General features: G+C 55.4%; 25 protein-coding genes and 1 pseudogene. 14 read left to right on the top strand and 12 right to left on the bottom strand.

The genetic code is table 11. The features are described from left to right. Positions 1-39 precede the first annotated feature (39 nt). The 4 genes from Q0816_RS22405 to Q0816_RS22420 form a co-directional block, all read right to left on the bottom strand. Positions 40-594, bottom strand: a complete 555-nt coding sequence (locus tag Q0816_RS22405) for a helix-turn-helix transcriptional regulator (protein ID WP_298854817.1) — start codon at positions 592-594, stop codon at positions 40-42. After that, positions 573-818, bottom strand: a complete 246-nt coding sequence (locus Q0816_RS22410) for a recombinase family protein (protein WP_367180563.1) — start codon at positions 816-818, stop codon at positions 573-575. Before Q0816_RS22410 ends, Q0816_RS22405 begins: the two co-directional genes overlap by 22 nt. 5 nt (positions 819-823) lie before the next feature. Next, positions 824-1,783 carry an IS5 family transposase gene (locus Q0816_RS22415; protein ID WP_298854821.1) on the bottom strand — a complete coding sequence of 320 codons (960 nt, stop codon included), beginning with the start codon at positions 1,781-1,783 and terminating at the stop codon, positions 824-826. Between the two features lie 176 nt (positions 1,784-1,959). Next, a complete protein-coding gene (locus tag Q0816_RS22420; RefSeq protein ID WP_298854823.1) occupies positions 1,960-2,613 on the bottom strand; it encodes a TetR family transcriptional regulator C-terminal domain-containing protein in 654 nt (217 codons plus the stop codon). Positions 2,614-2,734: 121 nt separating this feature from the next. On the opposite strand from Q0816_RS22420, the gene Q0816_RS22425 reads away from it, so the two are divergent. The 9 genes and pseudogenes from Q0816_RS22425 to Q0816_RS22465 all read left to right on the top strand — a co-directional run bounded on the left by Q0816_RS22425 (position 2,735) and on the right by Q0816_RS22465 (position 12,816). After that, positions 2,735-3,592 (top strand): ABC transporter permease, encoded by an 858-nt coding sequence (locus tag Q0816_RS22425; RefSeq protein ID WP_298854825.1) that lies wholly within the window; start codon positions 2,735-2,737, stop codon positions 3,590-3,592. Then, a complete protein-coding gene (locus Q0816_RS22430; RefSeq protein ID WP_298854827.1) occupies positions 3,589-4,377 on the top strand; it encodes an ABC transporter permease in 789 nt (262 codons plus the stop codon). The genes Q0816_RS22425 and Q0816_RS22430 overlap by 4 nt, the downstream gene beginning before the upstream one ends. Continuing rightward, positions 4,374-5,471, top strand: a complete 1,098-nt coding sequence (locus Q0816_RS22435; protein ID WP_298854829.1) for an ABC transporter ATP-binding protein — start codon at positions 4,374-4,376, stop codon at positions 5,469-5,471. Before Q0816_RS22430 ends, Q0816_RS22435 begins: the two co-directional genes overlap by 4 nt. Before the next feature lie 17 nt (positions 5,472-5,488). After that, positions 5,489-6,550: an extracellular solute-binding protein gene (locus Q0816_RS22440; protein WP_298854831.1), complete on the top strand. Its 1,062-nt coding sequence runs from the start codon at positions 5,489-5,491 to the stop codon at positions 6,548-6,550. Between the two features lie 60 nt (positions 6,551-6,610). Continuing rightward, positions 6,611-8,674 (top strand): FAD-dependent oxidoreductase, encoded by a 2,064-nt coding sequence (locus Q0816_RS22445; RefSeq protein WP_298854833.1) that lies wholly within the window; start codon positions 6,611-6,613, stop codon positions 8,672-8,674. Beyond that, positions 8,671-9,903: an aromatic ring-hydroxylating dioxygenase subunit alpha gene (locus Q0816_RS22450; RefSeq protein WP_298854835.1), complete on the top strand. Its 1,233-nt coding sequence runs from the start codon at positions 8,671-8,673 to the stop codon at positions 9,901-9,903. Before Q0816_RS22445 ends, Q0816_RS22450 begins: the two co-directional genes overlap by 4 nt. Beyond that, positions 9,896-11,464 carry a trimethylamine methyltransferase family protein gene (locus Q0816_RS22455; RefSeq protein WP_298854837.1) on the top strand — a complete coding sequence of 523 codons (1,569 nt, stop codon included), beginning with the start codon at positions 9,896-9,898 and terminating at the stop codon, positions 11,462-11,464. The genes Q0816_RS22450 and Q0816_RS22455 overlap by 8 nt, the downstream gene beginning before the upstream one ends. A gap of 9 nt (positions 11,465-11,473) precedes the next feature. Next, on the top strand, positions 11,474-11,770 hold the full coding sequence (locus tag Q0816_RS22460; protein WP_298854839.1) for a hypothetical protein: 297 nt from the start codon (positions 11,474-11,476) through the stop codon (positions 11,768-11,770). Next, a pseudogene (locus Q0816_RS22465) lies at positions 11,743-12,816 on the top strand (aminotransferase class III-fold pyridoxal phosphate-dependent enzyme). Before Q0816_RS22460 ends, Q0816_RS22465 begins: the two are co-directional and overlap by 28 nt. Before the next feature lie 53 nt (positions 12,817-12,869). On the opposite strand, the gene Q0816_RS22470 reads toward Q0816_RS22465, so the two are convergent. Continuing rightward, positions 12,870-13,202, bottom strand: coding sequence for a DDE-type integrase/transposase/recombinase (locus Q0816_RS22470; protein WP_298854840.1), 333 nt, complete (start codon positions 13,200-13,202; stop codon positions 12,870-12,872). 470 nt (positions 13,203-13,672) lie between these two features. Between Q0816_RS22470 and Q0816_RS22475 the strand changes: the two genes are divergently transcribed. From Q0816_RS22475 to Q0816_RS22490, 4 genes are read left to right on the top strand one after another with little or no spacing between them, the layout of a single operon-like run. Further along, complete coding sequence (locus Q0816_RS22475) at positions 13,673-14,764, top strand: ABC transporter ATP-binding protein (RefSeq protein ID WP_298854841.1); 1,092 nt, start codon at positions 13,673-13,675, stop codon at positions 14,762-14,764. Further along, a complete protein-coding gene (locus Q0816_RS22480) occupies positions 14,764-15,693 on the top strand; it encodes an ABC transporter permease (RefSeq protein WP_298854843.1) in 930 nt (309 codons plus the stop codon). The genes Q0816_RS22475 and Q0816_RS22480 overlap by 1 nt, the downstream gene beginning before the upstream one ends. A gap of 3 nt (positions 15,694-15,696) precedes the next feature. Then, a complete protein-coding gene (locus Q0816_RS22485; RefSeq protein WP_298854845.1) occupies positions 15,697-16,506 on the top strand; it encodes an ABC transporter permease in 810 nt (269 codons plus the stop codon). A gap of 19 nt (positions 16,507-16,525) precedes the next feature. Further along, positions 16,526-17,563 carry an extracellular solute-binding protein gene (locus Q0816_RS22490; protein WP_298854847.1) on the top strand — a complete coding sequence of 346 codons (1,038 nt, stop codon included), beginning with the start codon at positions 16,526-16,528 and terminating at the stop codon, positions 17,561-17,563. Positions 17,564-17,634: 71 nt separating this feature from the next. Here the strand turns inward: Q0816_RS22490 and argE are convergent, their stop codons facing one another. From argE to Q0816_RS22525, 7 genes are all read right to left on the bottom strand, one after another. Further along, positions 17,635-18,783 carry an acetylornithine deacetylase gene (gene argE, locus Q0816_RS22495; RefSeq protein WP_298854849.1) on the bottom strand — a complete coding sequence of 383 codons (1,149 nt, stop codon included), beginning with the start codon at positions 18,781-18,783 and terminating at the stop codon, positions 17,635-17,637. 141 nt (positions 18,784-18,924) lie between these two features. After that, positions 18,925-19,863 (bottom strand): LysR substrate-binding domain-containing protein, encoded by a 939-nt coding sequence (locus tag Q0816_RS22500; RefSeq protein ID WP_298854851.1) that lies wholly within the window; start codon positions 19,861-19,863, stop codon positions 18,925-18,927. A 25-nt stretch (positions 19,864-19,888) separates the two neighbouring features. Beyond that, positions 19,889-21,385, bottom strand: coding sequence for an aldehyde dehydrogenase (locus tag Q0816_RS22505; RefSeq protein ID WP_298854853.1), 1,497 nt, complete (start codon positions 21,383-21,385; stop codon positions 19,889-19,891). Positions 21,386-21,400: 15 nt separating this feature from the next. After that, the gene (locus Q0816_RS22510) at positions 21,401-22,075 is read right to left on the bottom strand and encodes a DUF1028 domain-containing protein (RefSeq protein ID WP_298854855.1); all 675 of its coding nucleotides are present in this window, start codon (positions 22,073-22,075) and stop codon (positions 21,401-21,403) included. An 84-nt stretch (positions 22,076-22,159) separates the two neighbouring features. Then, positions 22,160-22,576, bottom strand: coding sequence for a RidA family protein (locus Q0816_RS22515; RefSeq protein ID WP_298854857.1), 417 nt, complete (start codon positions 22,574-22,576; stop codon positions 22,160-22,162). 18 nt (positions 22,577-22,594) lie between these two features. Beyond that, positions 22,595-23,875: an NAD(P)/FAD-dependent oxidoreductase gene (locus Q0816_RS22520; RefSeq protein WP_298854859.1), complete on the bottom strand. Its 1,281-nt coding sequence runs from the start codon at positions 23,873-23,875 to the stop codon at positions 22,595-22,597. Between the two features lie 300 nt (positions 23,876-24,175). Further along, positions 24,176-24,988, bottom strand: a complete 813-nt coding sequence (locus tag Q0816_RS22525) for a LuxR C-terminal-related transcriptional regulator (protein WP_298854861.1) — start codon at positions 24,986-24,988, stop codon at positions 24,176-24,178. A 154-nt stretch (positions 24,989-25,142) separates the two neighbouring features. Between Q0816_RS22525 and Q0816_RS22530 the strand changes: the two genes are divergently transcribed. Next, positions 25,143-26,495, top strand: coding sequence for an aminotransferase class III-fold pyridoxal phosphate-dependent enzyme (locus tag Q0816_RS22530; protein WP_298854863.1), 1,353 nt, complete (start codon positions 25,143-25,145; stop codon positions 26,493-26,495). Positions 26,496-26,528 lie beyond the last annotated feature (33 nt).

The raw sequence follows: 26,528 nt of genomic DNA on the forward strand, positions 1-26,528 counted from the left end.
CTGAAGGCGAAGAGGGCCTCGAACAGCTATGGTCAGTGCTTACCGAAGAAATGAGCATCGCAATGGCCCAGATGGGAGCCTGTTCTCCAGGTGATCTACGACACTTTGGCTCAGATATTGCGTCGGTGACAGCCCAACGCAGTCCCGGAAGGCGCGGCTGAATTTGTGCTGGCTGGAATAGCCGAGCTCAAGCGAGATCGCCTTCACGGACATACCCCCGTGACGAAGCAGCTCTTTCGCGCGGGTAACAAGCACTTCGTTGGTTAGGGTGCGGAATGTAGTGTTTTCCTGCTCCAACTTCCGTTGCAAACTCCGATCGGATAAATTCAGCGCCTGTGCGGTTCGGTCGATGGAAATATTCTGTTCCTTGAGCTGCATCAGCAATACCGCTTCAACGACCTGATGAAAATCGCGCGGTGTACCGCCGGACCTTTCGCGGACGATGTCTTCGACTGTGGATACGCTGATAGGGTGCGCGGGAGCGCTGGCCGTCAACAGATGTCTTGGGAAACAGATTTCCAGCGCCTTCTTGTTCCAGTGAATCGGGCACCCGAATGCGATTTCGGCATCGTCTAGCCTCGTGATTGGCGGCATGTCGGGGGTCGATTCCGGTTGAGTGCAGAATAGGGCGTTCTCATGAGCGTTTTTGGTTTTCCCGAAACAATGAGACTACACCGCTGGCGCAGGGTCTCCGCGATCTGGCAGAGATGATGTGTAGACCGCGCCAGTCTGTCGATACGAGTGACGATAAGCTGATCGCCGTCACAAACGAGCGTGTTGCATGGATCAAGAGATGTGCGAAAGCCCCCCAATCCCAACCTTTTCAGGAGACGCGTTCGTAGTTCACATAGCCTAGCTCGGTCATTCGGTTCAGGACTTTTGTTGCGATGCTTATCTCAAAGATTTGGTTCTCGGTTGCCTGTGCTTGAAGGCTGCTTCCGATAACCTGATTCCATCTCCTGATCTGAGCTTCGACGCGTGATCTTTGATTGTATCCAGTGTCGGCCTGCCAGGTCATTCCGCCGTGCTCGGCAATGTTCTCAATGTGCTGGTTGCGCTGCCGATTTTCACCAAGCACTGCATTCTTAGGCGGCGGGACTACAACCTCGATGTCTGGTCCAAACCTGGACAACAACCATCCGTAAACGCCTTTGCCGTTATATGCGCCGTCCGCCAGAAAGCGCTCCACGATGACGTCAACTTGCGCAAGCAATTCCGGGAGTGTGGTCTCATCGCCGACATGTTCCGATGTCAGTTTAGACGCATTGATTTTGCCAGTGCCGGGATCGAGGGCAATGTTTAGTTTGCGGCAGGTTTTGCGTGCTCTCTTGGCGCCGTGCTTTTCTTCATGCCAGCCGTTGCCGTCATGCATTTTCAGGCCTGTGCTGTCCACAATGAGGGTAATCTGCTTATCTAAAGCGCATCGGTGTTGGGTGATCTTCAACCTCTTGCTCCGCCGCGACAGCGTCGAGAAATCCGGCACCACAAGATCCAAACCCATAAGCTTCGCAATCGACCGCATGAAGCCCTGAGTTTGTCTCAATGCAAGCCGAAACACGACCCGCATCGTGAGGCAAATCTCGATCGCCAAATCAGAGTAGACCGCCTGACCGCCGCGGGTCGTACGGCGCGGCGATGCCCAATTCCGTGCCACATTATCTGAAACCCAAATGGTCAATTCACCGCGCTTTCGGAGGCTTTCGCTGTACTCCGACCAATTTGTGACGCGGTATCGTGCCTTGTCGAACTTGTCTCTGCGGGCATCATTGAATTTGTAGGGCATCTACCGTCGCTTGCGTCAGAGAAAACGCCGGAATTACCGCGACCATCCGATCCATGCAACACGCCCGGACCGAAAGCCATTCACGGGCTTAGCCCAAGCGTATCGACAGTCAAAAATTTGCATCAAAGTCCTAAGAAGTTGCTGTTTTCTGTGTCAACTTTGAGCGCTCCAAAATCTCACAATTTGAAATTGCCGGGGAAAAGTCCACACAAGAACCGTCTGATAAGATCAACAGAGCGTCGTCGTGAAAAGCCCTGCATATCTGTTAGGTAATTGACCCACATACCTTCCAGCAAAGCCAGCGTTCCGGCGGTGGCATCGCCCACCAAGTTTGGGTCACGCTCGTTTTTTTGAGCTATCTCCTTAAACGCAAGCCGCAAGGTCTCGACAAGTTTGTGATCCTGAGTGCTGCTGTAGCGAGCGATGCCGGGGTGCGAACTCGCGATGCCTCGGAATGCATGCCAGATTTTTGTACTTCTAGGATTGAGCAGAGCTTCAGACAGATCCGCCTCGATCACAGCCATCACTCGGTTTTCGGGCGATGCATCTGAGCCCAGATCGGTCAATCTGTCCATCTCGGCATAATATTGGGCACTGAAATGCTGGGCTGCTGCCGTCAGCAAATTGTCCTTCCCACCGAAATGCAAATGAATCATTCCGCGTGATAATCCAGAACGCTCGCAGATGCGGCTGACCGAGGTATCGGTGACTCCAATATCGGCAATGGTGTCCAGAGTCGCCTTGATCAGAAGCTGCCTATTGGCCTCTGGATCGCGCTTCGAACTGCGCTTTTTTCCTTTGGAGTCTTTCACTCTATTCAATAATTCCATTAGTTTGGGATCTTCTCATATGGGCGGCTTACAGGAAGATTGACACGAAAGGTCTTTCTGGCGCAACATTAAATGGACGATCGTCCATTAGAGACTCGTAAATACTCAGAAGGGAGGTAAGGTGAATTTTCGTAGCGAAGCGTCCCGGGGCTATTCCCTCAGCGCGCCAGCCACGGCTTACGTGGGCTTTCTGGTGGCGGCGCCATTGGTGATCCTGATAGCCTATTCCTTCTGGACCCAGACCTACGTAACGCTCGACAAGACGCCGACGTTGAAAAATTATCGCGACGCGCTTGCTGATCCTTTGGTTCGACACTTAGTGCTTAGGTCGATCTGGATTGCCGGAGCAGTTACGGCAGTCACCGTCGCACTGGCCTATCCCATCGCGTACTTCATCGCGGTGAAGGCCCGGAAAAAGACCATCTGGCTTCTGCTCATCACCATTCCGTTTTGGTCCAGCTATCTTCTGCGCGTGTTTGCCTGGAAACTCATCCTTGGGTTCAACGGGGTAATGAATTCCGCGCTTCTGGCGCTTGGCCTGATCAGCGAACCTCTCGACTTCTTGCTATACAACGAATTCGCGGTCGTACTGACACTTGCTCATGCCTGGGCACCATTTGCGATCCTGCCGATCTATGTCTCGTTGCAGAAAATCGATCCTAGTCTACTGGAAGCTGCCACCGATCTTGGAAACAGCCCCTTTCAACGTTTCATGCGAGTGACGCTGCCGCTGACGATACCGGGTGTTATTGCCGCTTGCATGATCATCTTTATCCCCACAGTTGGTGACTACGTGACCCCGGCACTGGTCGGCGGGTCGGACGGGAAGATGATCGCCAATCTTATTCAGGTGCAGTTCGGGGCCGCCAACAATTGGCCTCTCGGTGCCACGCTGTCACTGATCGCGATGCTGTCGGTGGGTTTTGTCGCCATCGTATTCGTCATTACTGCCACTCAGTTTGGGAGGCGGATCAGATGAAACGTCCTTCGACCCTGACAGCTTATGCATTCCTGTATTTGGTATTTCTGTATCTGCCGGTTCTCTTCCTGCCGTTGTTCTCTTTTAACAGCGGCACAATCGTTGCCTTTCCGATCAAGGGCTGGACGCTGGACTGGTATCGGAAGCTGGGTGAGCAGGATACCTTGATTCAGGCCCTTTGGAATTCGCTTGGCGTCGGTACTGTCGTTGCAATTCTTTCTACCGCTCTGGGGTTGTTTGCCGCTCGCGCCTTTGTTCGATATCGTTTTCGAGGCCAGCGCGCGGCTGAAGGTCTGGTGATGCTGCCTTTGGTTATTCCCGGCATTATCGTGGCCTCTTCAATGCTGGTCCTGTTCCTGTTTCTCGGTCTCAAGCCGTCTTTGCTGACCGTTGTACTGGGCCATACGTTTCTCGCACTGCCCTTCTCCGTCTCGATCCTGAAGTCTGCATTTGATGACTTTGACGCATCGCTGGAGGAAGCATCTTATGATCTGGGCGTCGGCGTGTTCGAAACCTTTCGCCGCGTGACGTTGCCGGTCGTTTCCCCCGGTATCGTAGCCAGCATGCTTGTCACTTTCACGGTCAGCTTCGATGAATTCGTCCTCGCCTTTTTCCTATCCGGCAACCAGCCAACCCTGCCGGTCTATATCTGGAGCCAGATTCGTTTCCCCGCAAAGCTTCCAAACGTATTGGCGCTGGGCTCCATCCTGTTGCTTACCTCGGTTCTGCTTTTGGTATTGGCCGAGTATTTCCGCCGCCGCTCATCCACATCAGAGGTCCGATGACAGACAGAAACATCATAGAACTCAGGGATGTCGAGAAACGCTACGGGACATTCGTGGCTGCAGGTGGGATCAACCTTGATCTCAAAGAGGGCGAGTTTTTCTCGCTCCTCGGCCCATCGGGATGCGGCAAGACCACGGTATTGCGGATGATAGCGGGCTTCCAGGAGCCGACCAAGGGCACTGTGCTGATTGATGGGCAGGATATGGAGGGTGTGCCTGCAAATAATCGCCCGACCAACATGGTTTTTCAGAGCTACGCCATCTTCCCGCACCTGAATGTTGGAAACAACGTGGCCTATGGATTACGCGGCAAGGCCCCCATGGCTGAGATCGACCAGCGCGTGGCCGAAGCCCTGGAAATGGTCGAGCTGGGCGGTCTTCAGGATCGCGGCGCAAGTGAGTTGTCTGGTGGGCAGCGGCAAAGGGTGGCGCTCGCCCGCGCGCTTATCATGCGGCCCAAAGTGTTGTTGCTGGATGAGCCCTTGTCAGCCCTCGACAAGAAGCTGCGCGAACAGATGCAGTTTGAAATGCGTAATCTGCAGCAATCGCTTGGCATCACCTTTGTGATGGTCACCCACGACCAATATGAGGCGATGACCATGTCCGACCGCATCGGCGTGATGTTCAATGGGCGGCTCAAGCAAGTGGATACGCCAACAACGCTTTACGCCCGGCCCTGCGATCAGCAGGTTGCCAGTTTCATCGGTGAGATGAATATCTTGCCTGCCCAGTTGCTGGGTGAGACCGGCGATACGCTTTCGATCGATGCGGTCGCCTTTGGTCAAATGGAGATTCAGAGAAATCCCAACGTCACGACCAGTTCCCGTGAGATGAATATCGGCATTCGGCCGGAACAATTGGAGATCACGGCGGAAGAGCCTGAGGACTATCCCTCAACTGTTCAGGGCACAGTTAGCAACGTCGCCTTCTATGGTGAGAACATTCACTACCACATACAAGTTGCGGAAACCGAAAAGCCGATCTCGGTCTCGGTTCCAAACTATTTTCACACGGTTGATTTCAAGCGCGGTGATGCCGTTTGGCTGGGGCTTCAGGGGGCCAGCGTGATCGATCTTGGTACAGATACAGAATAAAATAATGGGAGGATAAAATGAAACTTCAGGGAATTGCGGCCTTCGCATGTGCGACGGCGATAAGTACAGGAAGTGCCATAGCAGGTGGCGCCGATCTGACGGTGTTTGACTGGTCGGGATATGAAGATCCCGGGTTCTTTGCCAGCTACATGGAAAAATACGGGGATGAGGCGCCAAGCTATTCCTATTTCGGAAGTCAGGAGGAAGCCTTTACGAAACTGAGTTCGGGTTTCACGGCTGATCTGGCGCATCCTTGTTCCGACGCGGTCCGGAAATGGGTCGCAGCCGATCTGATCCAGCCGCTGGACGAAAGCAAACTGACCAACTGGGCCGATGTACTGCCCGAGATCAAGGAAGTCGACGCCATCGTCCTAGACGGCAAGCTTTACATGTTGCCATTCGAGTGGGGGAACACGGGCCTCATCTATCGCACCGACAAAATCTCAGGCGATGATATCTCGCTGCAATTGCTGGCGGACCCGGCCTATGCTGGCAAGATTGCCGTCCCGGATGCCGCATCATCTGCATTCGCCTTGGCCGCGCTGGCCACCGGAAACGCCGACGATTATACCAATCTGAGCGACGAGCAATTCAAGGAAGCATCTGATTTCCTGCGCTCGATCCACCCGAATATGCGCTTTTATTGGTCAGATGCGGGTCAGTTTGATCAAGCCATGACCAGTGGTGAGATCGAATTGGGCTGGGCCTGGAACCAGTCAGAACTGAACCTGATCTGGAACGAAGTGCCTGCCGCCATGATGCGTGATGTCGACAAGGGCATCGCGACCTGGGCGTGCGGCTACGTGCATCTGAAGTCTTCGACAACGCCGGCCGATCAGGTCTATGATCTGTTGAACGCGCTCTCTGATCCTGCCAGCGGCCAGTACATCATCGACAATTGGGGCTACCCGCATTCCAACGCAAAAGCGTTTGAAATTGCCGATCAGGCCAACATCGAAGCCTATGGTTTTGCTGACCCTAAAAGCTTCTTCGAAGGCAGTTTGTTCTTTGATGCGGTGAACCCCGAGCTTGAGGCAAAAATGCTGGCAGAATTTGAACGGATCAAAGCCGGCTTCTAACACAACCACTTTTCCGGGGCCTTATGGCTCCAGATCCCAGATACAGGAAAACGCGTGAATATGTCGAACGCGAACCCATATGCTCTGCTTTTTGAACCGGTTCAGATCGGGCCAGTCACAGCTAGGAACCGCTTCTATCAAGTGCCCCACTGCACCGGGCTGGGGCATGTCCGGCCGCAGGCCGATGCAGCCCTGCGTGGGATGAAAGCCGAAGGCGGGTGGGCGGTGGTTTCCAATCAGGAAACCGAAATCCACCCGACCTCGGACCTGTCTCCTTATGCCGAGGGGCGGCTATGGGACGAGCGCGATGTGCCCGCGTTGCGGCTGATGACAGATGCGGTACATGCGCACGGGGCGCTAGCGGCCATCCAGCTGGTTCACAATGGCAACCATGCGCAGAACTTGCTGACCCGCGCCCCGGTTCTTGCACCGTCCGAGATGTCCGTTGATACGACGCATCCCAAGCAGGCACAGGCGATGGACAAGGCCGATATTCGGGAGCTCCGCCGCTGGCACCGCGATGCTGCCTTGCGAGCAAAAAACGCCGGATTTGACATTATTTACGTTTACGCAGGGCACAACATGACATTGGCGCAACATTTCATGCTGCAGCATATGAACCAGCGAAGTGATGAATACGGCGGATCACTTGAAAACCGTGTGCGTCTGACCCGCGAGTTGCTGGAGGACACACACGAGGCTGTGGGCGATAGCTGCGCTGTGGCGTTTCGCTTTGCTATCGACGAAATGATGGGCACCGACGGCATGCAGGCCGCGGAAGAAGGCCGCGCCGTGGTCGAGCTTTTGTCTGACCTCCCGGATCTGTGGGATGTGAATGTAGCCGACTGGTCGAATGACAGTGCCACAACCCGTTTTCAGCCAGAAGACGGATATCAGAACGCGTTTTTGTCCCACGTCAAACAGATAACCCGGAAACCTGTGGTTGGTGTCGGTCGCCTGACGTCCCCTGACATGATGCTGTCGATGGTCAAAAAGGGAATTGTCGACCTCATCGGAGCCGCGCGACCTTCCATCGCGGACCCGTTCATTCCGAAAAAGATTGAAGAGGGTCGCATTGACGAAATCCGCGAATGCATCGGCTGTAATATCTGCGTCTCTTCTGACAATCTGGGCATCCCGATCCGCTGCACTCAAAACCCGACCATGGGTGAGGAATGGCGACGCGGTTGGCACCCCGAAACCATCGCACCGAAAAAGAGCAACGCGGATACTTTGGTTATCGGCGGTGGCCCCGCCGGTCTTGAATGCGCCACACAATTGGCTAGGCGAGGATATCAGGTGACCTTGGCCGAGGCGTCAGCCGAATTGGGCGGGCGGGTTACGAAAGAAAGCAAACTTCCCGGCCTCGCAGCTTGGTCCCGCGTCGTCGACTATCGCCTGAATGATCTGAAGCAGCGCAGCAACGTCCAATTGTTCACCGACAGCAGGCTTGACGGCGATCAGGTGGCAGAGCTTGGCATCGAACACGTCTTTGTCGCGACCGGTAGCCATTGGCGCACTGATGGCATGGGGCGCAACACCCAGCGCCACCAACCCACGATTAAGCCCGATGCCATAGTGCTAACACCTGATGACATCATGAACGGCCTTCTGCCTCCGGATGGGCCGGTGATGATCTATGATGATGACCACATCTATCTGGCAGGAGTGATCGCCGAAAAACTTGCGACTGCAGGATACCAGATGGTCTTTGTCACGCCGGAGAGTTTGGTCTCAGCTTACACGGTAAATACTCTGGAGCAGCCTCGCATTCAGGCCCGTCTGATCGAGCTTGGTATTGATATTCGCTGCAATCAGGTGTTGACCGCAGTTGAAGGTGACATGGCGCGTATTGGGTGTGCCTTTACCGGTCGCGAAACGGATGTTCCCTGTGCTTCGACAATTCTGGTCACCGAGCGCCATCGTGAGACAGCGCTTTATGACAGCTTGCGCGGGCTCGGGTTGAAAACCCTCGAACTTATTGGCGATGCAGCGTCTCCTGGACTGATCGTTGACGCAGTTTTCGCAGGCCACCGCGCCGCTCGCGATTTTGAACGCCCCAAGGCAGAAGCAGACAAGGATTGGTTTCGCCGCGAGATTATCGATTTGGAGGAAACGTTATGAACAGCCGACCTTATGAGCTGGATACATTGATAACCTCGCACCAGCACGGCCATGCCCTGCCGCGCGGATTCTATACCTCGCAAGACATCTATAACTATGACATTGCCCAGGTCTGGAACCGCAACTGGCTTTGGGCAGGGCATGTCAGTCAGATCCCAAAAGCCGGCGACTACTTCCTGTTCGACTATGGCCCGGAGAGCATCATCATTGTTCGCGACCGCGATGGCGATATTCGCGCTCATTTGAATGTCTGCCGCCATCGGGGTTCTCGCGTCTGCACTGAGCAGTCCGGCAACTCGCGTGTTCTTGTTTGCCCCTACCACGCCTGGACATATGAGCTATCGGGAAAACTTCGTGCAGGCCACAACATGGGGGAGCATTTTGACCCATCCAAATTCGGGCTCTTTCCCGTTCAGGTGAGTGTCTTCAAAGGCCTGATCTTTGTTTGTGCAGATGCCAATACACCATCGCTTGATCCTGTCCTCAGTCAGCTTTCGCCACTCGTCGAACCCTATGGCTTTGACGATCTGAAAGTAGCGCATACGGCGTCATTTCCGGTTCCAGCGAATTGGAAACTGGCGGTTGAGAACTATCTGGAATGCTACCACTGCGGACCAGCGCACAAAGAATACTCTCGTTCCCATAGCCTGAAATCGCCGCAAGACATGGCTGGCTTGGTTGAGCCGCTCAAGGCAAGGGCTGTCGAAGTCGGCCTGTCATCTGATGAATTGGCGCTTGTCGGCGACGCTGCGCCCACCCCGTTCACCAGCGGGTACTATCGGCGCTATCCGCTTTACCAAGGCTATAAAACCGGCAGTAAAACGGGCGAGGCGCTTGCGCCATTGCTTGGAACGCTGAAAGGTTTCGACAGTGGCGCAACTGACTTTGATATTGGCCCGTTGAATTGGTTCCTGATTTATTCAGATCACTTGGTCGGCTACCGCTTTATTCCACGTGATCTGCAGGAAACCGACATTCAGGTGGTCTGGCTGGTTCGCGCTGACGCCGAAGAAGGCCAGGATTACAACAAAGAAGACCTGACCTGGCTTTGGCATGTCACATCTTTGGATGACGAACGCATCATTCGCCACAACCAGTCCGGGGTAAACTCTCAATACTTCCAACCGGGTCCCTTGGGCGAAATGGAAACCTCGATCCAGGATTTTTATGACTTCTATTTCACCATGATCAGCCCGGAACCAGAACAAAGGATGGCCGGCAATGGCTGAGGCAAAATCACGCCGTCGCGGTGGCGGCGGGCGCGCCGCGCGCATAAAGGTTCAACAGGCAACCACGGGTAATGAGGCGGTACGTGGAGGCTTAAGCGGCGGGCGCTATAAGCCGTTGACCCAGACAGATATGGAGAACATCCACCAAGCGGCCCTGACCGTTCTGGAAAACACCGGTGTCACCGACCATTTCCCGGAACTGCTTGATCTGGTGTTGCCCAAAGGCGCGGTTATGAACGACCTCAATCGGCTGTGCTTTCCCCGTGCCCTGATGGAAGACATCCTGGCTGGTGCTGCCAGGGAGTTTTACGTCTATGCACGAGGAGAGCGTGAAGGCAAAGACGACATGCATTGCTCGGCAGAGAGTGTCTATTTCGCCAACTCTGGCACCGCCGTCACAACCTTCGATTCCGAGACCAAGTCCTATCGTCCATCGGTCCTTCGCGACGTATATGATTTCACCCGTCTGGTCGACCGTTTGGACAACATCCATATGCTGGGCGATACGGTTTTGGCCACCGATGTGACCGATGATTTCACCCACGATATGAACACCTTATATGCGATGCTCGCCGGTAGCCAAAAACCTGCCTGTCTGACTTTTCGAGACCGCAGCCATATCCCGCATGCCATCCGCATGTTTGATTTGGCCCAGGGTGGTGAAGGGGCATTCATGAAAAAGCCAAGCGTCATTTTTGGCGGCTGCCCCATGGTTTCGCCTCTGCGGATCGGCAAGGAAAACATGGAGATCCTGATTGATACTGCCAAACTTGGCCTGACTGTCGATCTGGCCGTACCTCCGCAGGCAGGGGCCACAGCCCCGGCGACACTTGCGGGAACACTGGTGCAAACCGTGGCAGAAACGTTGGCCTGCGTTGCCATTGTAAACCTCATCACACCGGGTTGTCCGGTCTGCTTTGCCGCCTGGCCCTTCATCACTGACCTGCGCAGCGGATCGTTCACCGGCGGTAGCGGTGAACAGGCTCTCATCGGTGCGGCAGCCATTCAGATGGGCAATTTCTATGGCCTTCCCTCATCCGTTGGCGCAGGCATGACTGATGCCAAAATACCCGACGCGCAATACGGGTTAGAAAAGGCTCTGACCTTCACACTTGCCGCTCATGCCGGTGCTAATCGCCTTTGCGAGTTTGGCGGTATGATCGGCAGCCTGATGGGATGCAGTTTTGAAAGCATGGTCATCGATGACGAAGCGGGTGGTATGATCCTGCGATCATTGCGCGGGATAGAGGTCACAGATGAAACCATGGCGGTGGATGTGATCCACCAGTGTGCCATAGATCCTGGTCACTTCCTCGGCAACCCACACACGCTGAACTATATGAACACCGAATTTGTCTACCCGCGGCTTATGGATCGTGAGCGTACAGATACTTGGGAAAACGAAGGCAAAACTGACCTGATGGACCGTGCCCGTGACAAGGCCAATTCCATTCTAAACAGTCATTTCCCTAACTACTTCGGCGCTTCGGACACTCAGGTACGCGAAGAATTCCCCATTGTAATGAGCGCGGAAAGCATGGCCCACCATGGACAACTCTAACGCCAAGCAATGGGACAACGATCACTTCCTGCACCCGTGGGAAGGGATGGAAGCTTTGGGCAAAACAACCGTACTTTTGTCGAAAGTGCCAGTGGCATCCATGTGGTGAACGAAAAAGGCGAACGCTTGATCGACGGACCGGGAGGCATGTGGTGCACCCAGATCGGTTATGGGCGAGAGGAGATGGCCGAGGCCATGGCTGAGCGAGCTCGGAGCCTTGCCTATTTCTCGCCCTTCAACAACACCAACTCGACTGCTGCGCGCGGTTCGCACGCGAAATTGCCAAACGCGCGCCTGGTGATTTGAACAATGTCTTTTTTACCACAGGCGGTTCCACCGCGGTGGATACGGCTATCCGATTTGTCAATTTTCGAAGCAACCATTTAGGACGGCCCGAGAAAAAGAAAATCATTTCAAGGCAAAAAGCCTATCATGGCCGCACCTATCTGGCGGCCAGCGTCAGCGGGAAAGAGCGTGATAGGTTTTGGCTCGACAAAGCCGATGACCTCGCACATTTCCTGCCAGACGTGAATCCGCTCTACCGTGCACCTGGTCAAAGCGAAGAGAGCTTTCTGAAAGAGAAAGTTTCCGATCTTGAAAACGCAATTGTGGCGCTTGGCCCAGAAAATGTTGCCGCTTTTATCGCTGAACCGGTTCTGGTGTCTGGCGGCGTGATCGTGCCGCCAAAAGGATATCACGAAGGCTGCCTAAACATCTGCAAGAAGTACCATGTTCTATATATCTCCGACGAAGTGGTGACGGCTTTTGGGCGAATGGGTCATTGGTTTTCGTAAGAGGCTGTTTTCGGCATTCAACCAGATATAATCACTTGTGCCAAAGGAATGACCTCTGGGTACGCGCCGATGGGTGCCGCGATTATCTCTGACCGATTGATCGCAGGCGTTCCAGGAAAAGATGCAGCCTTCTCAAATGGATATACCTATTCTGGTCACCCGGTTAGCGCGGCCGCCAGATTAAAAAGCATGGAGATTATTGAACGGGAAAAGCTTCTCGAACACGTTCGAAAGGTCGCTCCGATTTTTCAGGATCAACTGCGGCAGTTGCGTCAGATCGACATCGTTGCCGACGTGCGCGGTATGGGTTTGATGGGGTGCGTTCAATGTTCTGTCGATGGTGATCCCCAGAGCGACTTGGGATACGACTACGAGATTGGTGACCAGATCGATTTAGAATGCCAAAAACGTGGGTTATTAGTTAGACCTGTTATCAACATGTGTGTTCTTTCACCGCCCTTCATCATTAGCGAAAGTGAAATTATGAAGATGTTTTCTGTCCTGCGTGAAGGGCTTGAAGCGACAAGAACGTGGCTTGGCGGTTCCAGTGACCAATGAAGGGTGTTGTCACATTAACTTCCGGCCCATGAAGATATCCTGATGCTCGGTCGTCAAGCTGCTCGGGTAACAGGATGCCAGGTGTCGAAGGCTTCGTCGAGGCGGTGATATCGGATTGTTAGGGCTGAGCGACGGCGTACAGGAACACAAAAGCAATTCCGAATGGCTGAATGGGTGGCCACGAACCGCTGCAAACCTCCTGGAGATCGATGCCCTTGCATCGCCCGTTCCCGCTTTTGGAACGGGAGATGGCTGTTTTCGGTACGGTTATTGAGGCCCTTGTGTGACCTATGATCCAGGCCCGGCGCAACCTCTCGTTTGGCAGCACCATAGGACTGCAGCTCACCCGTGATAATCCGCTTTGGAATGAAGCCAAAACGCTTCATCAGGCTGCGCAACAGCCGCTTTGCAGCCTACTTGTTGCATTTCGGTTGGAGGATTTCGCCCAGCACAACGCCATGTTGATCGGCCGGGCCAAAGCCAACACTTGGGACCTGAGATTCTCACGACAACCTCATCGATGTGCCAGACGTCGTTTGGGCTAACGGAGGGTTTCTGAGCCATCGAAGCTTATGTACAGAGAAGAAAACAAGGACGAAGGGCATCGCCGACAAGTTGGCCAAGGGCGTCACGATGGGCATCACCACAGGACAAAATGGGCTGTAATTCTCATATATGTCCGGGTCTTTTCTTTTTTTGCCGAAAACGACTGCAGAGACACGGTAACACGTTGATCTATAACCAATAGAAAAATGATTAGGCAAATCCTAATGTTTGGTGAGGAAGTCAGTTCTTAGGAGGATCACGCAGCCCGTATATACCTGAATGGAATTCCGCGGTGCTCAGGGAGGCGCAATTGTCTGACAAAGTAAATATCGCGATTGACGTGCGGGATGCCGTAAAACGCTACGGCGATTTTACAGCGCTCAAGAAGATCTCGCTGTCGATCATGGACAATGAGTTCTTTACCCTTCTGGGCCCGTCTGGATGCGGCAAGACCACTCTGCTCAGAATGATCGCCGGATTCGAAGCGGTAACCGAAGGTGCGATCTACCTTTACGGCGATGAGATCGAGAACCTGCCGCCGAACAAGCGCCCTGTGAACACGGTTTTCCAGAACTATGCGCTGTTTCCGCATATGACCATTCTGGACAATGTGGCGTTCGGGTTGGAAATGCGGGGCAAGTCGAAATCCGAGGCGCGGACCAAAGCGGGTGAGATGCTGGAGCTGGTGCAGCTTTCTCAGTTCTCGGCACGCAAGCCCAGCCAGCTGTCTGGCGGCCAGCAGCAGCGTGTTGCACTGGCCCGTGCACTGGCACCGCAGCCCAAGGTTCTATTGCTGGACGAGCCGCTGTCGGCGCTGGATCTGAAGCTGCGCAAGGCGATGCAATTGGAGCTGAAGCACCTGCAGCGCGAAACCGGGATCACTTTTATCTTCGTCACCCACGATCAGGAAGAGGCCCTGACCATGTCCGACCGGATCGCGGTCATGTCGGCAGGCGAGTTGCAGCAGCTGGGCGCACCAACGGATATCTATGAGCGTCCGCACAATATGTTCGTGGCGGATTTTATCGGGGAGACAAACCTGTTGGAAGTGTCTGTCGACGGCATCGAAAATGGTCGCGCAACCTGCCATCTTGGCGGTGGTCACGAACTGACATGCAACGCTGTAGAAGGTGTCGGCATCGGTTCCACTGTTCATATGTCGATCCGGCCAGAGCGCCTTTATATGTCAGAAACGCCGGTTGAAACCGAGGGTCTGCATGGGCGGATCAAGGAAAACATCTTTGTCGGCACTGACATCACCACAATCGTGCAATTGGACGAAGGGCCTGACTTTGTCGTCCGCACCTCGAACTCGGATCGTGGCAACAAGCGTATCTTTGAGCCGGGTGTCGAGATGTTCGTCAACATGGAGCTGGGGGCTGCACGCCTCCTGGTCGACTGATGGCGGCGGGTGCGGCAAGCGGCGGCAGCGCAACGACCGATACTTATAAAGAGGCGCGCACCTGGCTGTTGTTACCCGCCTGGGTGACACTGACCATTTTGGCGCTGGCGCCGGTGTTCATGATGCTGATCTACTCATTCTTGACGAAGGAGTTCCGTGGCGGCGTGATCTGGGAGTTCTCTCTGTCCGCATACGACCAATTCTTCTTTGATCGCGGTTTGTTCGGGGATGAGGCACCCAAGATCGAGTGGACTTATGTCACGATCTTCTGGCGCTCGATTTGGCAGGCTGGTGCGGCGACGTTGCTCAGCCTCGTGATCGGGTTTCCGACGGCTTATTTCATCGCAACTCGGTCCGAGAGTATGCGCCCGGTTTGGGTATTTCTGATTACCATTCCTTATTGGGTGAACCTGCTGATCCGGACCGTGTCGATGAAATTCCTTCTGCGCGATCAGGGACCGCTGAACGATTTTCTGATAAATATTGGCCTGATCGATAGCCCCCTGCATATCGTCAACACAAATTTCGCGGTGCAGCTGGGCCTGTTCTATTCTTACCTGCCCTTCATGGTGTTGCCGATCTATGCGGCGGTCGAGCGTTATAACTTCGCCCTGTCCGAAGCGGCAGCTGATCTTTACGCGTCGAAATGGACGACCCTGCGGCGGGTGCTGCTACCCGCGGTGAAGCCGGGCGTGTTTGCGGGCTGTATTCTGGTTTTTGTCCCTTCGATGGGCTCGTTCCTTGCGCCCGATCTGCTGGGTGGCGCCAAGAACTTCATGATCGGTTCGCTGATCGAAGAACAGTTCAAAGGCAATGCCGGCAACTGGCCGTTCGGCGCGGCGGCGTCGATGATCTTGCTGACAATGGTTTTGATCATCCTGATGTTCTCGGCCCGGCAACAGGCCAAAGCCGACAAGGCGGGGGGCTGACCAATGGCAAGCAAGCAATTCGACATCAAGTCATACACAGGCTTCAAGGGGATCACCCTGCTGTGTCTGGTCATCCTTTACGCCCCGCTGGTCGTGGTCACGATCTACAGTTTTAACGCTTCGCAATCGCTGACCAACTGGGAAGGTGTGTCGCTGCGCTGGTATGCGGATGTCTTCATTGGCCCTGAAAGCGGTAAGTTCAAGACAGCGGCCAAGAACAGCTTTATCATCGCGATCATTGCCGCGACTACGGCGACTGCCATCGCTACACTGGCCGCAACGGGGATGGTGCGTGGGGGAAAATTCCGCTTCCGCACCTTGTCATTCGGGCTGATCAGCCTGCCGCTGATGGTGCCCGAGATTGTTCTGGCCGTCGCGACCCTGATCTTCTTCAATTCGATCGGGTTCGAACGCGGGCTTCTGACGATCCTGCTGGCCCATATCGCGTTCTGCATTCCCTTTGCCTATCTGCCAATCTCGGCCCGGATGCAGGGGATCGAAGACAGCTATGAACAGGCCGCCCTGGACCTGTACGCCACCAAACGGCAGGCGTTCACCAAGATCCTACTGCCGTTGATGATGCCCGGCATCATCTCGGGTTTTCTGCTGGCTTTCATCGTCAGCCTTGATGACTTCATCATCACCAACTTCGTGAAAGGTGCGGGCGTCGAGACACTGCCCACCGCGATATTTGGTTCGGTCAAGCAGGGGATCAAACCGAACATCATGGCGATTTCAACCATGTTGCTGAGCGTGTCCATCGTCATGGTCACGATCAGCTACTTCGTCAGTAAGACTGACAACACAAAATAACCAACAGATGGAGAGACACATGAAACATATGATAAAAAGCGGTGTCGCAACCTTTGCGCTGGCCATTGGCGCAAACGCTGCCGCAGCCGAAGGCGAGCTGGTTCTGTACCATTGGTTCGAATACATCCCGCAGGAGCTGCTGGACAAGTTCACCGAAGAGACCGGCATCACCGTCACGATGGATACCTACGACTCGAACGAGTCGATGCTGGCCTCGCTCAAGGCCGGCGGTATCGGCACCTATGACGTGTCAGTGCCCGGTGACTACATGGTTTCGATCATGGCGGGCGAAGGCATGCTGGACACAATCGCCGATGGCGAGTTGAAGAATAAAGGCAACATCGCTGAAGAGTGGGCCGACCCCAACTTTGATCCAGGTCGCCAATCCTCGATCCCGTATCAGTGGGGCTCGACCAGCTTCGCGGTCAGCCGCGATGCGTATGAAGGCGACATTCAAACTACTGATATCCTGTTCAACCCGCCAGCCGCGCTGCAGGGACGCATCAACATGCTGGACAGCCAGGGTGAAGTGATGGCCATGGCCGCGCTGCATATGGGTATCCCGCAATGTTCGACCGACCGCGAACAGCTGAAAGCGCTGAATGCCATGCTGCAAGAAGCCAAACAGCACTGGGCCTCGTTCAACTCTGACACCGCGAAAGAGGTTCTGGTTTCGGGCGACGCGGCTGTCGGCCAGATCTATGACGGTTTCGCCGCCAAGGCGCGCGAAGAAGGTGCCAACGTGGAATATGCCTATCCGACACAAGGCTACATAGCCTGGATGGACAACGTCGTTCTGCTGAAAGATGCGCCCAACCGCGAAAATGCGCTGATCTTCATGGACTTCCTGCTGGAGCCTGAAAACATCGCGGCGGTGACCAACTTCGCGCAGTACAATGCGGGCGTGAACGGCGTGAGCGACTTCCTTGATCCGGCGCTGGCGGAACAGCCCGAAAAAAACCCCCATGCCAATGCAGGCCCCGGCGTCTTTATCGAGGTTTGTGATGAGGAAACTCAGGCGGTCTATGACCAGATCTGGACCAATCTGAAGAAATAACTCAGATCAAACGCCTAACTCGAAAGCCCCCGGTTTTCCGGGGGTTTTTGCTGTCGGTGAAGCCAAACCGCTTATCGGCTGATGTCTTCCAGAATGCGATCCATCATCGCGTCGCAGGCGGTCAGTTGGTCGATCTCAAGATATTCATCCGGCTTGTGCCCCTGGCGTTCCATCGATCCAGGGCCGCAGACGACGGTGGGGATGCCCAATTCGCTGAAGAACCCGGCCTCGGTGCCAAAGGCAACCTTGGTCGTGGCGTTGCTTTGCGCCAGTTTCTGGGCATAGGCAACGACACCTTCTGCCTCAACGACATTCAGTCCGGGATAGGCGTTGTATTGTTCGACCTCGATGCGGGCCTCGGGGCAAAGGTCCTGATACCGGGCGCCAACTCTGACTGCCGCGTCTTGAATCTGCGACAGGATGTCTTTTCCAAGATCCGAGGCAAGATGACGATACTCAAAGGTCAGTTCAGCGCGGTCCGGCACGATATTCAGCGCCTTGCCGCCTGACATCATCCCTACGTGGAACGTTGTATAAGGCACCGAATAGGCCGGATCGCTATTCCCATTTTTGGCAAAGGCGTCCTGCAGGGCGCGCAGCTCGCCCACAAAATCAGTCGCAAGATGCAATGCATTGACGAACTTCGGGGCCAACGCGGAATGCCCGCTTTGTCCGTGGCAGACGGCACGCAGCGCGGCTTTGCCTTTATGCCCAACCGCAACCTGCATCTCGGTTGGTTCACCAACGAAACAGGCGCGGGGCTGGCCAAGCATCGGGGCGAGCCGATCCAGCATGTGCTGAATGCCGACGCAACCCACCTCTTCGTCATAAGACAGCGCCACCTTGAGGGGCTCTCGCAGTTCAACTCCGGTCGTCCGATCTGCAAGAGCCATGACGGAAGCGACGTACCCTTTCATATCCGTGGTGCCGCGGCCGTAAACACGATTACCCTCGCGCGTCAGACGAAATGGGTCCCTTGTCCAGCTTTGGCCTTCGACAGGGACAACATCTGTATGCGCCGACAGCAAAACCCCATCGCCTTCGGGTCCTTTTTCTGCGTAAAGCCCGGTTTTGTCGCCGCCGGGATCGGTAATGCGATGGACCTCAAACCCGCGCGCCTCCAGAAACTCTTCGACATAAGCGGCAAGCTCGAGGTTCGAGTTCTTGCTGGCAGTATCGAACCCAATCAGCTTGTCGAGAATATCCAGTGTAGACGTCATGCGAGTTGTACCTGTTTTTCGGATTGTCGACCGGTTTGATCTCCGCTGCGCGGGGGGTTTTAGCCAAGCCTATACGACAGGCGGAATACTTAAATCTGGGAATGACGAAGCAGAGGTTAGGAGATTTCTAAGAACCTGCGATCACTCTTCGTCCGAGGCGCACAAACCCGGAAGCGTTCCCGATTTCACAGCCCGCGCACAATGTTCGACAAACGCTTTTAACGTGTTTGTTTCATTTTCGGCCCGTGCCCGCAGCAGGCCAAGGCGCATTGGGCGCACCTCTCCGGCCAAAGGCACAAAGATCAGTTTCTTCCCGTCCGGCGACAAAGTGTTCAGAGGGCGAATATTCGCAATGGAAAACCCGAAACCATTGGCAACTAACGAGCGCATCACCGACATGTCTGCGGTCCGTTCGGCAATATTTGGCTTGATATTTACCTTGCGGAAAAACGATAAAAAATATTCTCCGCTAAAGGGTAAATCCAGCAGAACCATGGGGCTGTCCTGCAAGTCTGGAATCGTCAGCTCGGCGCGGTTCGCCAATGGGTGATCTTCCCCCAGAACCGCATAAGGCGGGAGTTGGTGAAGCGGCTGGAATTCAAGATCGGCGGGAATGTCCAGATCGTATGTCAGCGCGATGTCCAGTTCGGCCCGGCGCAACTGGCTGAAGATTTCGGCCTGATTCAGTTCACGCTGTTCGATGCGAACATCCGCGTAGCAATGTTCGAAATCGCGCCGTAACCCTGGCAAGACGATCTGAGCGAATGTTACCAGACATCCAACGGAAAGAATGCCCTGAACCTTGCCGGTGATTTCCCCGGCAAGTGTGGCCAGCAATTCGGCTTCACGCAGAACAAACTCGGTGCGTTCCATGAACTTGTGCCCGGCCTTGGTCAACGACAGGCCGCGCGCGTGTTCGCGCACGAACAGAGTAACGCCGAATTCGACCTCAAGCTGGGTAATCGCCGCCGAAATCGACGGCGACGACACGTTCAGTTTGTCGCTGGCAGCGGCGATGCTGCCCGCCTTTCCGACCGCAACAAAATACTCAAGCTGCCGCAGCGTGTATCTGAAAGGCAATGGCACATCTCCGCTTGGCCGCGGATCAAACCTTGTACTTGATCCACGTGGTCTTCAAAGCAGTATACTTTTCAAGCGAGTGCAATGACAAATCGCGCCCAAAGCCTGACTGTTTCATGCCACCAAACGGGGTCATGGCGGACAGGGCGTCCACCGTGTTGACCGAGACGGTCCCCGCCATCAGTTTGTCGGACACCCGGCATGCGCGGGACAGGTTGTCGGTCCAGACCGACGCGGCCAACCCGTAGATCGAGTCGTTGGCCATGGTGACAGCCTGATCTTCGGTGTCGAAGGGAATGACCGACAGGACAGGGCCGAAAATCTCATCCCGCGCCAGCGGGTTGTCATGAGACACGTCATCAAAGATGGTCGGCTGAACAAAGCATCCTTTTCCTTCCACGGTGACGCGGTCGCCGCCGGTCACCAGATTGGCCGTCTTTTTGCCGTCCTCGACAAAGCGCATGATGCCTTGCGTCTGCTTTTCATCGACAATAGCGCCCATTTTGGATGCCGGATCCAGCGGATCGCCGGGTTGCATCGCCTGCGCGCGGGCAATCAGCTTTTCAACGAACGCGTCCTTGATCGACCGTTCCACATAAAGCCGCGAATTGGCCGAACATACCTCGCCCTGATTGAAGAAGATGCCGAAAGCCGCCATGTCGGCGGCAGCATCCAGATCCTCGCAATCGGCGAAAACCAGATTGGGGCTTTTGCCGCCTGTTTCCGGCCAGACCTGTTTCAGGTTCGACTGACCCGAATACTGCATAAACATCTTACCGATTGCAGTCGAACCAGTGAAAGCCAGGCAGTCCACATCCATGTGCAGGCCAAGCGCTTTACCTGCGGTAACACCAAAGCCTGGAACGACGTTGAAAACGCCGTCTGGAACACCGGATTCAGCCGCCAGTTCTGCGAGCCGAAGCGCCGACAACGGCGATTGTTCTGCCGGTTTTAGCACAACCGAGTTTCCGGCGGCCAGCGCAGCGGCGGCTTTCCATGTCGCCATATCCAGCGGGAAGTTCCACGGCGTTACCGCACCGACAACACCCAAAGGTACACGTTTGACCAGTGCAAGATCGCCGGGGCCGGTCGGGGCCACCTCATCAAACACCTTGTCGATGGATTCTGCATACCATTGGAAGAAATGCGCAGAGCCCGGCGCATCGACGGTGACCGCATCCGTTACCAATTTGCCCATATCAAGGCTGTCCAGCAGCGCCATCTCTGTCAGGTTTTCGCGGATCAGATCAGCCAGTTTCAGCATCACCGCCTTGCGGTCGCCCGGTGCCATACGCGACCAGCGGCCATCCTCGAAGGCGGCACGGCCTGCGGCTACGGCGCGGTTGACGTCTTCTTCGTCGCATTCGGCGACCGGGGTCAGAATTTCGCCTGTAGCGGGGTTGATACTGTCAAAGGTCTTGCCCGATGCGGCATCGGTGAATTTACCGTCGATAAAGGCCTGACCCGGGAATGACAGACCGGCGGCGCGGCTTTTCCAATTCTCGTGGGTATTGTCCAACATTGTGTATCTCCCTGATTATTCGTCGCCGGGGACGCTGTAGGATGGCGCTTCGCGTGGATCGAGTGCGCGCTGGGTATAGGCGTCAAGTTGCGGTTTGTAGACGTCCCAGGCGGTCGCGATGGCCTCGATCGGGCAATCCTCGGTCCAGTCGCAGCGCAGATCGGCCACGGGCCAGCTGACCTTGTCGACGATCTTCATGCCTGCCGAATGCACGGGACCTGCTTCGCCACCGGCGGCCAAACCGGCTCGCATCGCGGCAATCAGGCGGTCTCCGATATGGCCAGAGGATGACAGGAAACCGTCAACGATGGCTTGCGGAACACCGTCGTTGTCCAGAAGATTCCCGCCCGAGGCGACATTTTCGGCCTGTGCCTGTGTCCAGATGCCAAGACTGTTGGGGCCGGAATGGATCGCTGTGCGTCCTTCGGCGTCCACAGCCAGAACCTGACGGTACTCGATGAACATTGCCTGGGCTTTCATGGCGTCAATCGCCTGAGGCGCGGTCTTACCCTGCTCCATATAGTCCAATGTCAAAGGGCCAAGGCTGGGATCTGTGACATTCTGCGAAGCAACAGCGCCAACGCCGGCACGGGCAAAGGAACAGCGCGCGGCAACTGCAGGTGAAGATGAAGAAATCGCCAGACCGAACATTCCAGTATCGGCGCAGCGGGCGACCAATGAAAAAGTCATACAGACCTCCTTAACGACAAAGATCGGGCTGCGCGGGGTGAGAGCGTGTCTGCGCAGCCCGGTATCCTCAATTGATCGGCAAGATCAGTCGGGAATGACAGCGGTGCCGTCGATCTCGACCAGCCATTCGGGTCGGGCAAGCGCCTGTACCACCAACCCGGTCGAAACGGGGTGAACCCCTTTGATATATTCGCCCATGGTCCGATAAACGGCCTCGCGATGGCGGACATCGGTGATGTAGACAACCACCTTCACCAGATGCTCCATCGAGCCACCGGCTTCTTCGATCAACTGCTTGATGTTCTGCATCACCTTGTGCGTCTGTTCGACCGGATCGTGGCTGTCGATATTGACCGCGTCATTCAGGTTCTGCGGACATTGGCCACGCAGATAAACCGTTTTCCCACCCTGCGTAACAACGGCCTGACACAGGTCGTTGTCGAGGCTCTGCTCTGGATAAGTCTCTTTGGTATTGAATTTGCGAATGCGTGTATGCGCCATCTCGGTATCCTGACTTAGTTATTCTGCTGCGGTCGGCGCGACAATTGCCGCTTCGCCATCGTATTCGGCATAGGCACGCTGAATCGCAATCTGATCGGCGATGTATTTTGCGTCGTGCCAAACGCCCCAAAGAAAGGTCGAGCCGCGGCGGGACTGCCAGGGAAGACCCAGGAAATACACGTCCGGTTCAACCGAAACGCCGCGCTGGTGGATCGGTGCGCCCCTGTCGTCAAACGCGTTTGCCTTGATCCAACTGAAATCCTGCCGGAAACCCGTTGCCCAGATAATCGTGGTGATGCCTTCCTGTGCGAAATCTACCGATGCAAGAGGGTTGGTCAGGCAACCCGGATCGGCAAAGGCTTCGCGGGCCTCCAGCTCTTCCGGTAATTCAATACCCGTGCGTTCCACGTAGGCGTCTGCCAGATCCAGCATTTCGTTATAGTTGGCATCGCCTGCGGCCACGTTGCGCTGCAAATCATCTGCGAAGCTCAGCACACCGTTTTCAAAGCTTGCGGTCATGCCGACCAGAGTGACGCCTTCGTTGCCCAAGCGACGGAAATCCATCGTGCGCCCGCCATATGCGCCGCTTACAGAGATGGTTACATGTTCGGTGCCCGGCTTCATCGCGGCCACGTCCCACAGACCCAACACACCAAGCCACCAGACAAAGTCACGCCCACGGTAGCGGCGCGGGGGCCGGTCATGCGGACCAACCGACAAGAAGACCTTGCGACCTGCGCGGTTCAGCTCATCCGCAATCTGCGCCCCGGACGACCCGGCTCCGACAACCATCACGGCACCATCGGCCAGTTGGTCGGGGTTTCTGTAATAGAAAGAGTGAATTTGTTCGATGCCAGCCGTTTCCGGCACGATTGGCGGAATGACCGGATACTGAAAGGCACCAGTTGCGGCAACTATACGCCTGGCATGGATTTCACCGGCGGAGGTTTCAACACGGAAACCCCCTGCGCCGGGCAAACGCTCGGCCTTCAGCGCTTCGACACCTTCGCGGATGGGTGCTTTGACCATTTCTGCGTACTCGACCAGATATTCGGCGACACGATCCTTGGACACGAACGCATCCGGGTCATCCCCGTTGAACAGAAGGCCGGGAAAACGGTCATGCCATGCCGGGCCATTGGCGACCAACGCATCCCAACGACCAGTGCGCCACGCTTCTGCCGTCCGATTCTTTTCCAGAATGATGTGCGGCACGTTATTGTTGCCAAGATGCTCGCTTAGCGCGATACCTGCCTGTCCGCCGCCAACAACCAGCGTATCCGTTTTCTCAATGGACATGTGTCGGTTCCCTATCACTGTATCTCTAATTGACCCGAAGAGGTCAGTATTTTCGGGCTCATTGCGCTGGACTGAGAGTCGCATGGCCGTGATGGGCCGACTGCCTTGTACTTTCAAAACACAACATCAGATCGCAACCGATACATCAGCCAATGCCGGGTAAAGGCCGCTTTGGTTCGCCACTTTCCTAGTCACTCCAGCACGTTTTCCACGTTTCCGTGACAAGGTTTCACAAGTCGGGAACAGGCGAAATTACTGTCTAACTTATTCTTAATTAGGCTTTGGCTAACCCACCGGGCGTTATGCTTGTTTCCCCGCCGGTTGCCCGCTTTCCGAAAGATATGGCGCGATCAAGTAATACAGTTCGCCCTGGGAAGAGATTTGGCACTTCCGATAAAGCTGCTTGCGCAGAACCTTGACGGTCTGGGGGCTGATACCCAATGTCAGGCCAATAGAAATCGACGAATGGCCCTGCAGGATCAACAATGCTACCTGCGCCTGTCTCGGGCTGAGGCTGATATCTTGCTCGGCGGACAGGCGCTGACGTAGTTGCTCGACAACATCTTCCGGCTGTTCCTCATGTGAAGGCTTTAGATCAGGCCAGTTCATCCTTACCAGCGCGCTGACGACCGGGGCGACGTTTCTGGCCGCGTTGAAATCCTTTAGTGAAAAGCGCGATGCGGTGGTCGCGTCCCTGCCGATACAGACAGTGATCGAAGTGACAGGGGTGAGGCTGGCGAAAAAGGCAAGCTCATCCGTCAGTGTTGTGTTTGTGTAGTAGGATTTGAAATACTCATTACGCTGAAACTGATCCGGTGCGATATCCGCCAATCTATAAAGACCGTCCGCCGCGCGGCTTTGATACAGGCCATAAAACGGATCCAGCAGATAAGCGCCTTTGACATAGTGGCTGTCGATCCGCTCGAAGACGCGGATGTCTCGGGCATGTGTCATCAGAACCTGGGGGCTGCTGCGCTGAAAAAAGGCGATGATTGCGAAATTGTCGAATGAACATGTCGCATCCAGCCAAGTGTGAAGCGCGCCACCGAAACGTTCTGATCCAATTGCCATAATTGCGGCTGACAGGGCATTTGGTGCTGAAACAGACGACATCTGCTAATACCCCTCTGGGGGTATATACCCCTTAAATCGGCCAAAGTAACCTTATTCTCTAAAATGGGTGGTATGCAATAGCCAGCACGATCACGGTTCCGACCGGGCCTTGCCGGATCAGCTTCATTGCATCGGGAATACGAAGGAATTGATCATGGCCAAAGATACACTCGACATTCTGGCGCAGGACGAGCACCTGATTCAGTCCTTTGCCGATCTGAACGCACTGAAACAGCAAGGTGCGCGCACCGTGATTTCGCGCGCAAAGGGCGCATATGTTTACGATAGCGACGGGGCCGAGCTTATCGACGGAATCGGAGGCCTGTGGTGCGTCAACATCGGCCACGGCAATGAAGAGATGATCGCCGCAATCTCGGATCAGCTGAAAACGCTGGATTACTATTCGACCTTCTACAACTTTACTCATCCGGCGGCGGCGACGTTGGCCGAGAAGATCGCGCAGCTTGCGCCGGGTCATCTGAATGCCGTGTATTTCGGCAATTCCGGTTCGGTCGCCAATGACAGCGCCATTCGGATGCTGCACCATTACAATATCCGTAAGGGCAAACCGGAGAAGAAAATGGTCCTGTCGCGGCACGGGGCCTATCACGGTTCGACCCATCTGGCGATGGCGATGACCACGCCGGGTTATTCCGAAGGCTGGCACGCGGCCAATGAACTGGTGCATCACCTGCGCACGCCCCATTACTGGCGCGAAGGCGGCGAAATGACCGAGGCCGAGTTCCTCGACGCCCTGATCGACGATCTGACTAAAAGCATTGAGCGGATCGGCGCAGAAAACATCTGTGCCTTCATTGCCGAGCCAATTCAGGGCGCAGGCGGGGTTGTGACCGCGCCCGCAGGCTATCACAGGCGCGCGTTAGAGGTCTGCAAGGCCAACGAAATCAAATATGTCGCAGATGAGGTTGTCACCGCCTTTGGACGCCTCGGACATTTCTTTGCGTCTGAAGACGTATTTGACATGGTACCCGACATCATCACTACTGCGAAAGGCCTGACCTCGGGCTATCAGCCGCTATCGGCTACCATCGTTTCGGACGATATTCACGAGGTGATCTCGGGGCCGGACGGAATGTTCCTGCATGGCATGACCTATTCCGGCCACCCTGCAGCAGCGGCGGCAGGTCTGACCAATATTGCGATCATGGAGCGTGAGGGCATCCCCGAACGCGTACGGACAACTGGAAAGCAGTTCGAATACAATTTGCGCGGTCTGAGCGATATCGAGCTGGTCGGCGAAGTGCGCGGCAGCCATTTCATGATGGGCATCGAATTCGTCAAAGACCGCGAAACAAGGGAAAGCTATCCGGATGATGCGCAGGTCGGGCTCAAAGTCGCCCGGGCCTGCCAGAAACGCGGCCTGATTGCTCGCCCGCTCGGCAACGTCCTGATCCTGTCTCCGACGCTGATCATGGACGAGCCCATGATTGACCGGATCGAAGCCATCCTGCGCGACACCATCACCGAAGTCGCCGCCGGTCTGTAACCCTATAACGCGGGGTCATATCCCCGCCTTGCC

It is taken from the genome of uncultured Ruegeria sp. (assembly GCF_947497005.1).
Taxonomy (GTDB): Bacteria; Pseudomonadota; Alphaproteobacteria; order Rhodobacterales; family Rhodobacteraceae; genus Ruegeria.

Coding starts and splice junctions, on each gene's coding strand:
- Q0816_RS22405 (WP_298854817.1), bottom strand. CDS start 594: ATGCCGCCAATCACGAGGCTAGACGATGCCGAAATCGCATTCGGGTGC.
- Q0816_RS22415 (WP_298854821.1), bottom strand. CDS start 1,783: ATGCCCTACAAATTCAATGATGCCCGCAGAGACAAGTTCGACAAGGCA.
- Q0816_RS22420 (WP_298854823.1), bottom strand. CDS start 2,613: ATGGAATTATTGAATAGAGTGAAAGACTCCAAAGGAAAAAAGCGCAGT.
- Q0816_RS22430 (WP_298854827.1), top strand. CDS start 3,589: ATGAAACGTCCTTCGACCCTGACAGCTTATGCATTCCTGTATTTGGTA.
- Q0816_RS22435 (WP_298854829.1), top strand. CDS start 4,374: ATGACAGACAGAAACATCATAGAACTCAGGGATGTCGAGAAACGCTAC.
- Q0816_RS22440 (WP_298854831.1), top strand. CDS start 5,489: ATGAAACTTCAGGGAATTGCGGCCTTCGCATGTGCGACGGCGATAAGT.
- Q0816_RS22445 (WP_298854833.1), top strand. CDS start 6,611: ATGTCGAACGCGAACCCATATGCTCTGCTTTTTGAACCGGTTCAGATC.
- Q0816_RS22450 (WP_298854835.1), top strand. CDS start 8,671: ATGAACAGCCGACCTTATGAGCTGGATACATTGATAACCTCGCACCAG.
- Q0816_RS22455 (WP_298854837.1), top strand. CDS start 9,896: ATGGCTGAGGCAAAATCACGCCGTCGCGGTGGCGGCGGGCGCGCCGCG.
- Q0816_RS22460 (WP_298854839.1), top strand. CDS start 11,474: ATGGGACAACGATCACTTCCTGCACCCGTGGGAAGGGATGGAAGCTTT.
- Q0816_RS22470 (WP_298854840.1), bottom strand. CDS start 13,202: ATGAAGCGTTTTGGCTTCATTCCAAAGCGGATTATCACGGGTGAGCTG.
- Q0816_RS22480 (WP_298854843.1), top strand. CDS start 14,764: ATGGCGGCGGGTGCGGCAAGCGGCGGCAGCGCAACGACCGATACTTAT.
- Q0816_RS22485 (WP_298854845.1), top strand. CDS start 15,697: ATGGCAAGCAAGCAATTCGACATCAAGTCATACACAGGCTTCAAGGGG.
- Q0816_RS22490 (WP_298854847.1), top strand. CDS start 16,526: ATGAAACATATGATAAAAAGCGGTGTCGCAACCTTTGCGCTGGCCATT.
- argE (WP_298854849.1), bottom strand. CDS start 18,783: ATGACGTCTACACTGGATATTCTCGACAAGCTGATTGGGTTCGATACT.
- Q0816_RS22505 (WP_298854853.1), bottom strand. CDS start 21,385: ATGTTGGACAATACCCACGAGAATTGGAAAAGCCGCGCCGCCGGTCTG.
- Q0816_RS22510 (WP_298854855.1), bottom strand. CDS start 22,075: ATGACTTTTTCATTGGTCGCCCGCTGCGCCGATACTGGAATGTTCGGT.
- Q0816_RS22515 (WP_298854857.1), bottom strand. CDS start 22,576: ATGGCGCATACACGCATTCGCAAATTCAATACCAAAGAGACTTATCCA.
- Q0816_RS22520 (WP_298854859.1), bottom strand. CDS start 23,875: ATGTCCATTGAGAAAACGGATACGCTGGTTGTTGGCGGCGGACAGGCA.
- Q0816_RS22525 (WP_298854861.1), bottom strand. CDS start 24,988: ATGTCGTCTGTTTCAGCACCAAATGCCCTGTCAGCCGCAATTATGGCA.
- Q0816_RS22530 (WP_298854863.1), top strand. CDS start 25,143: ATGGCCAAAGATACACTCGACATTCTGGCGCAGGACGAGCACCTGATT.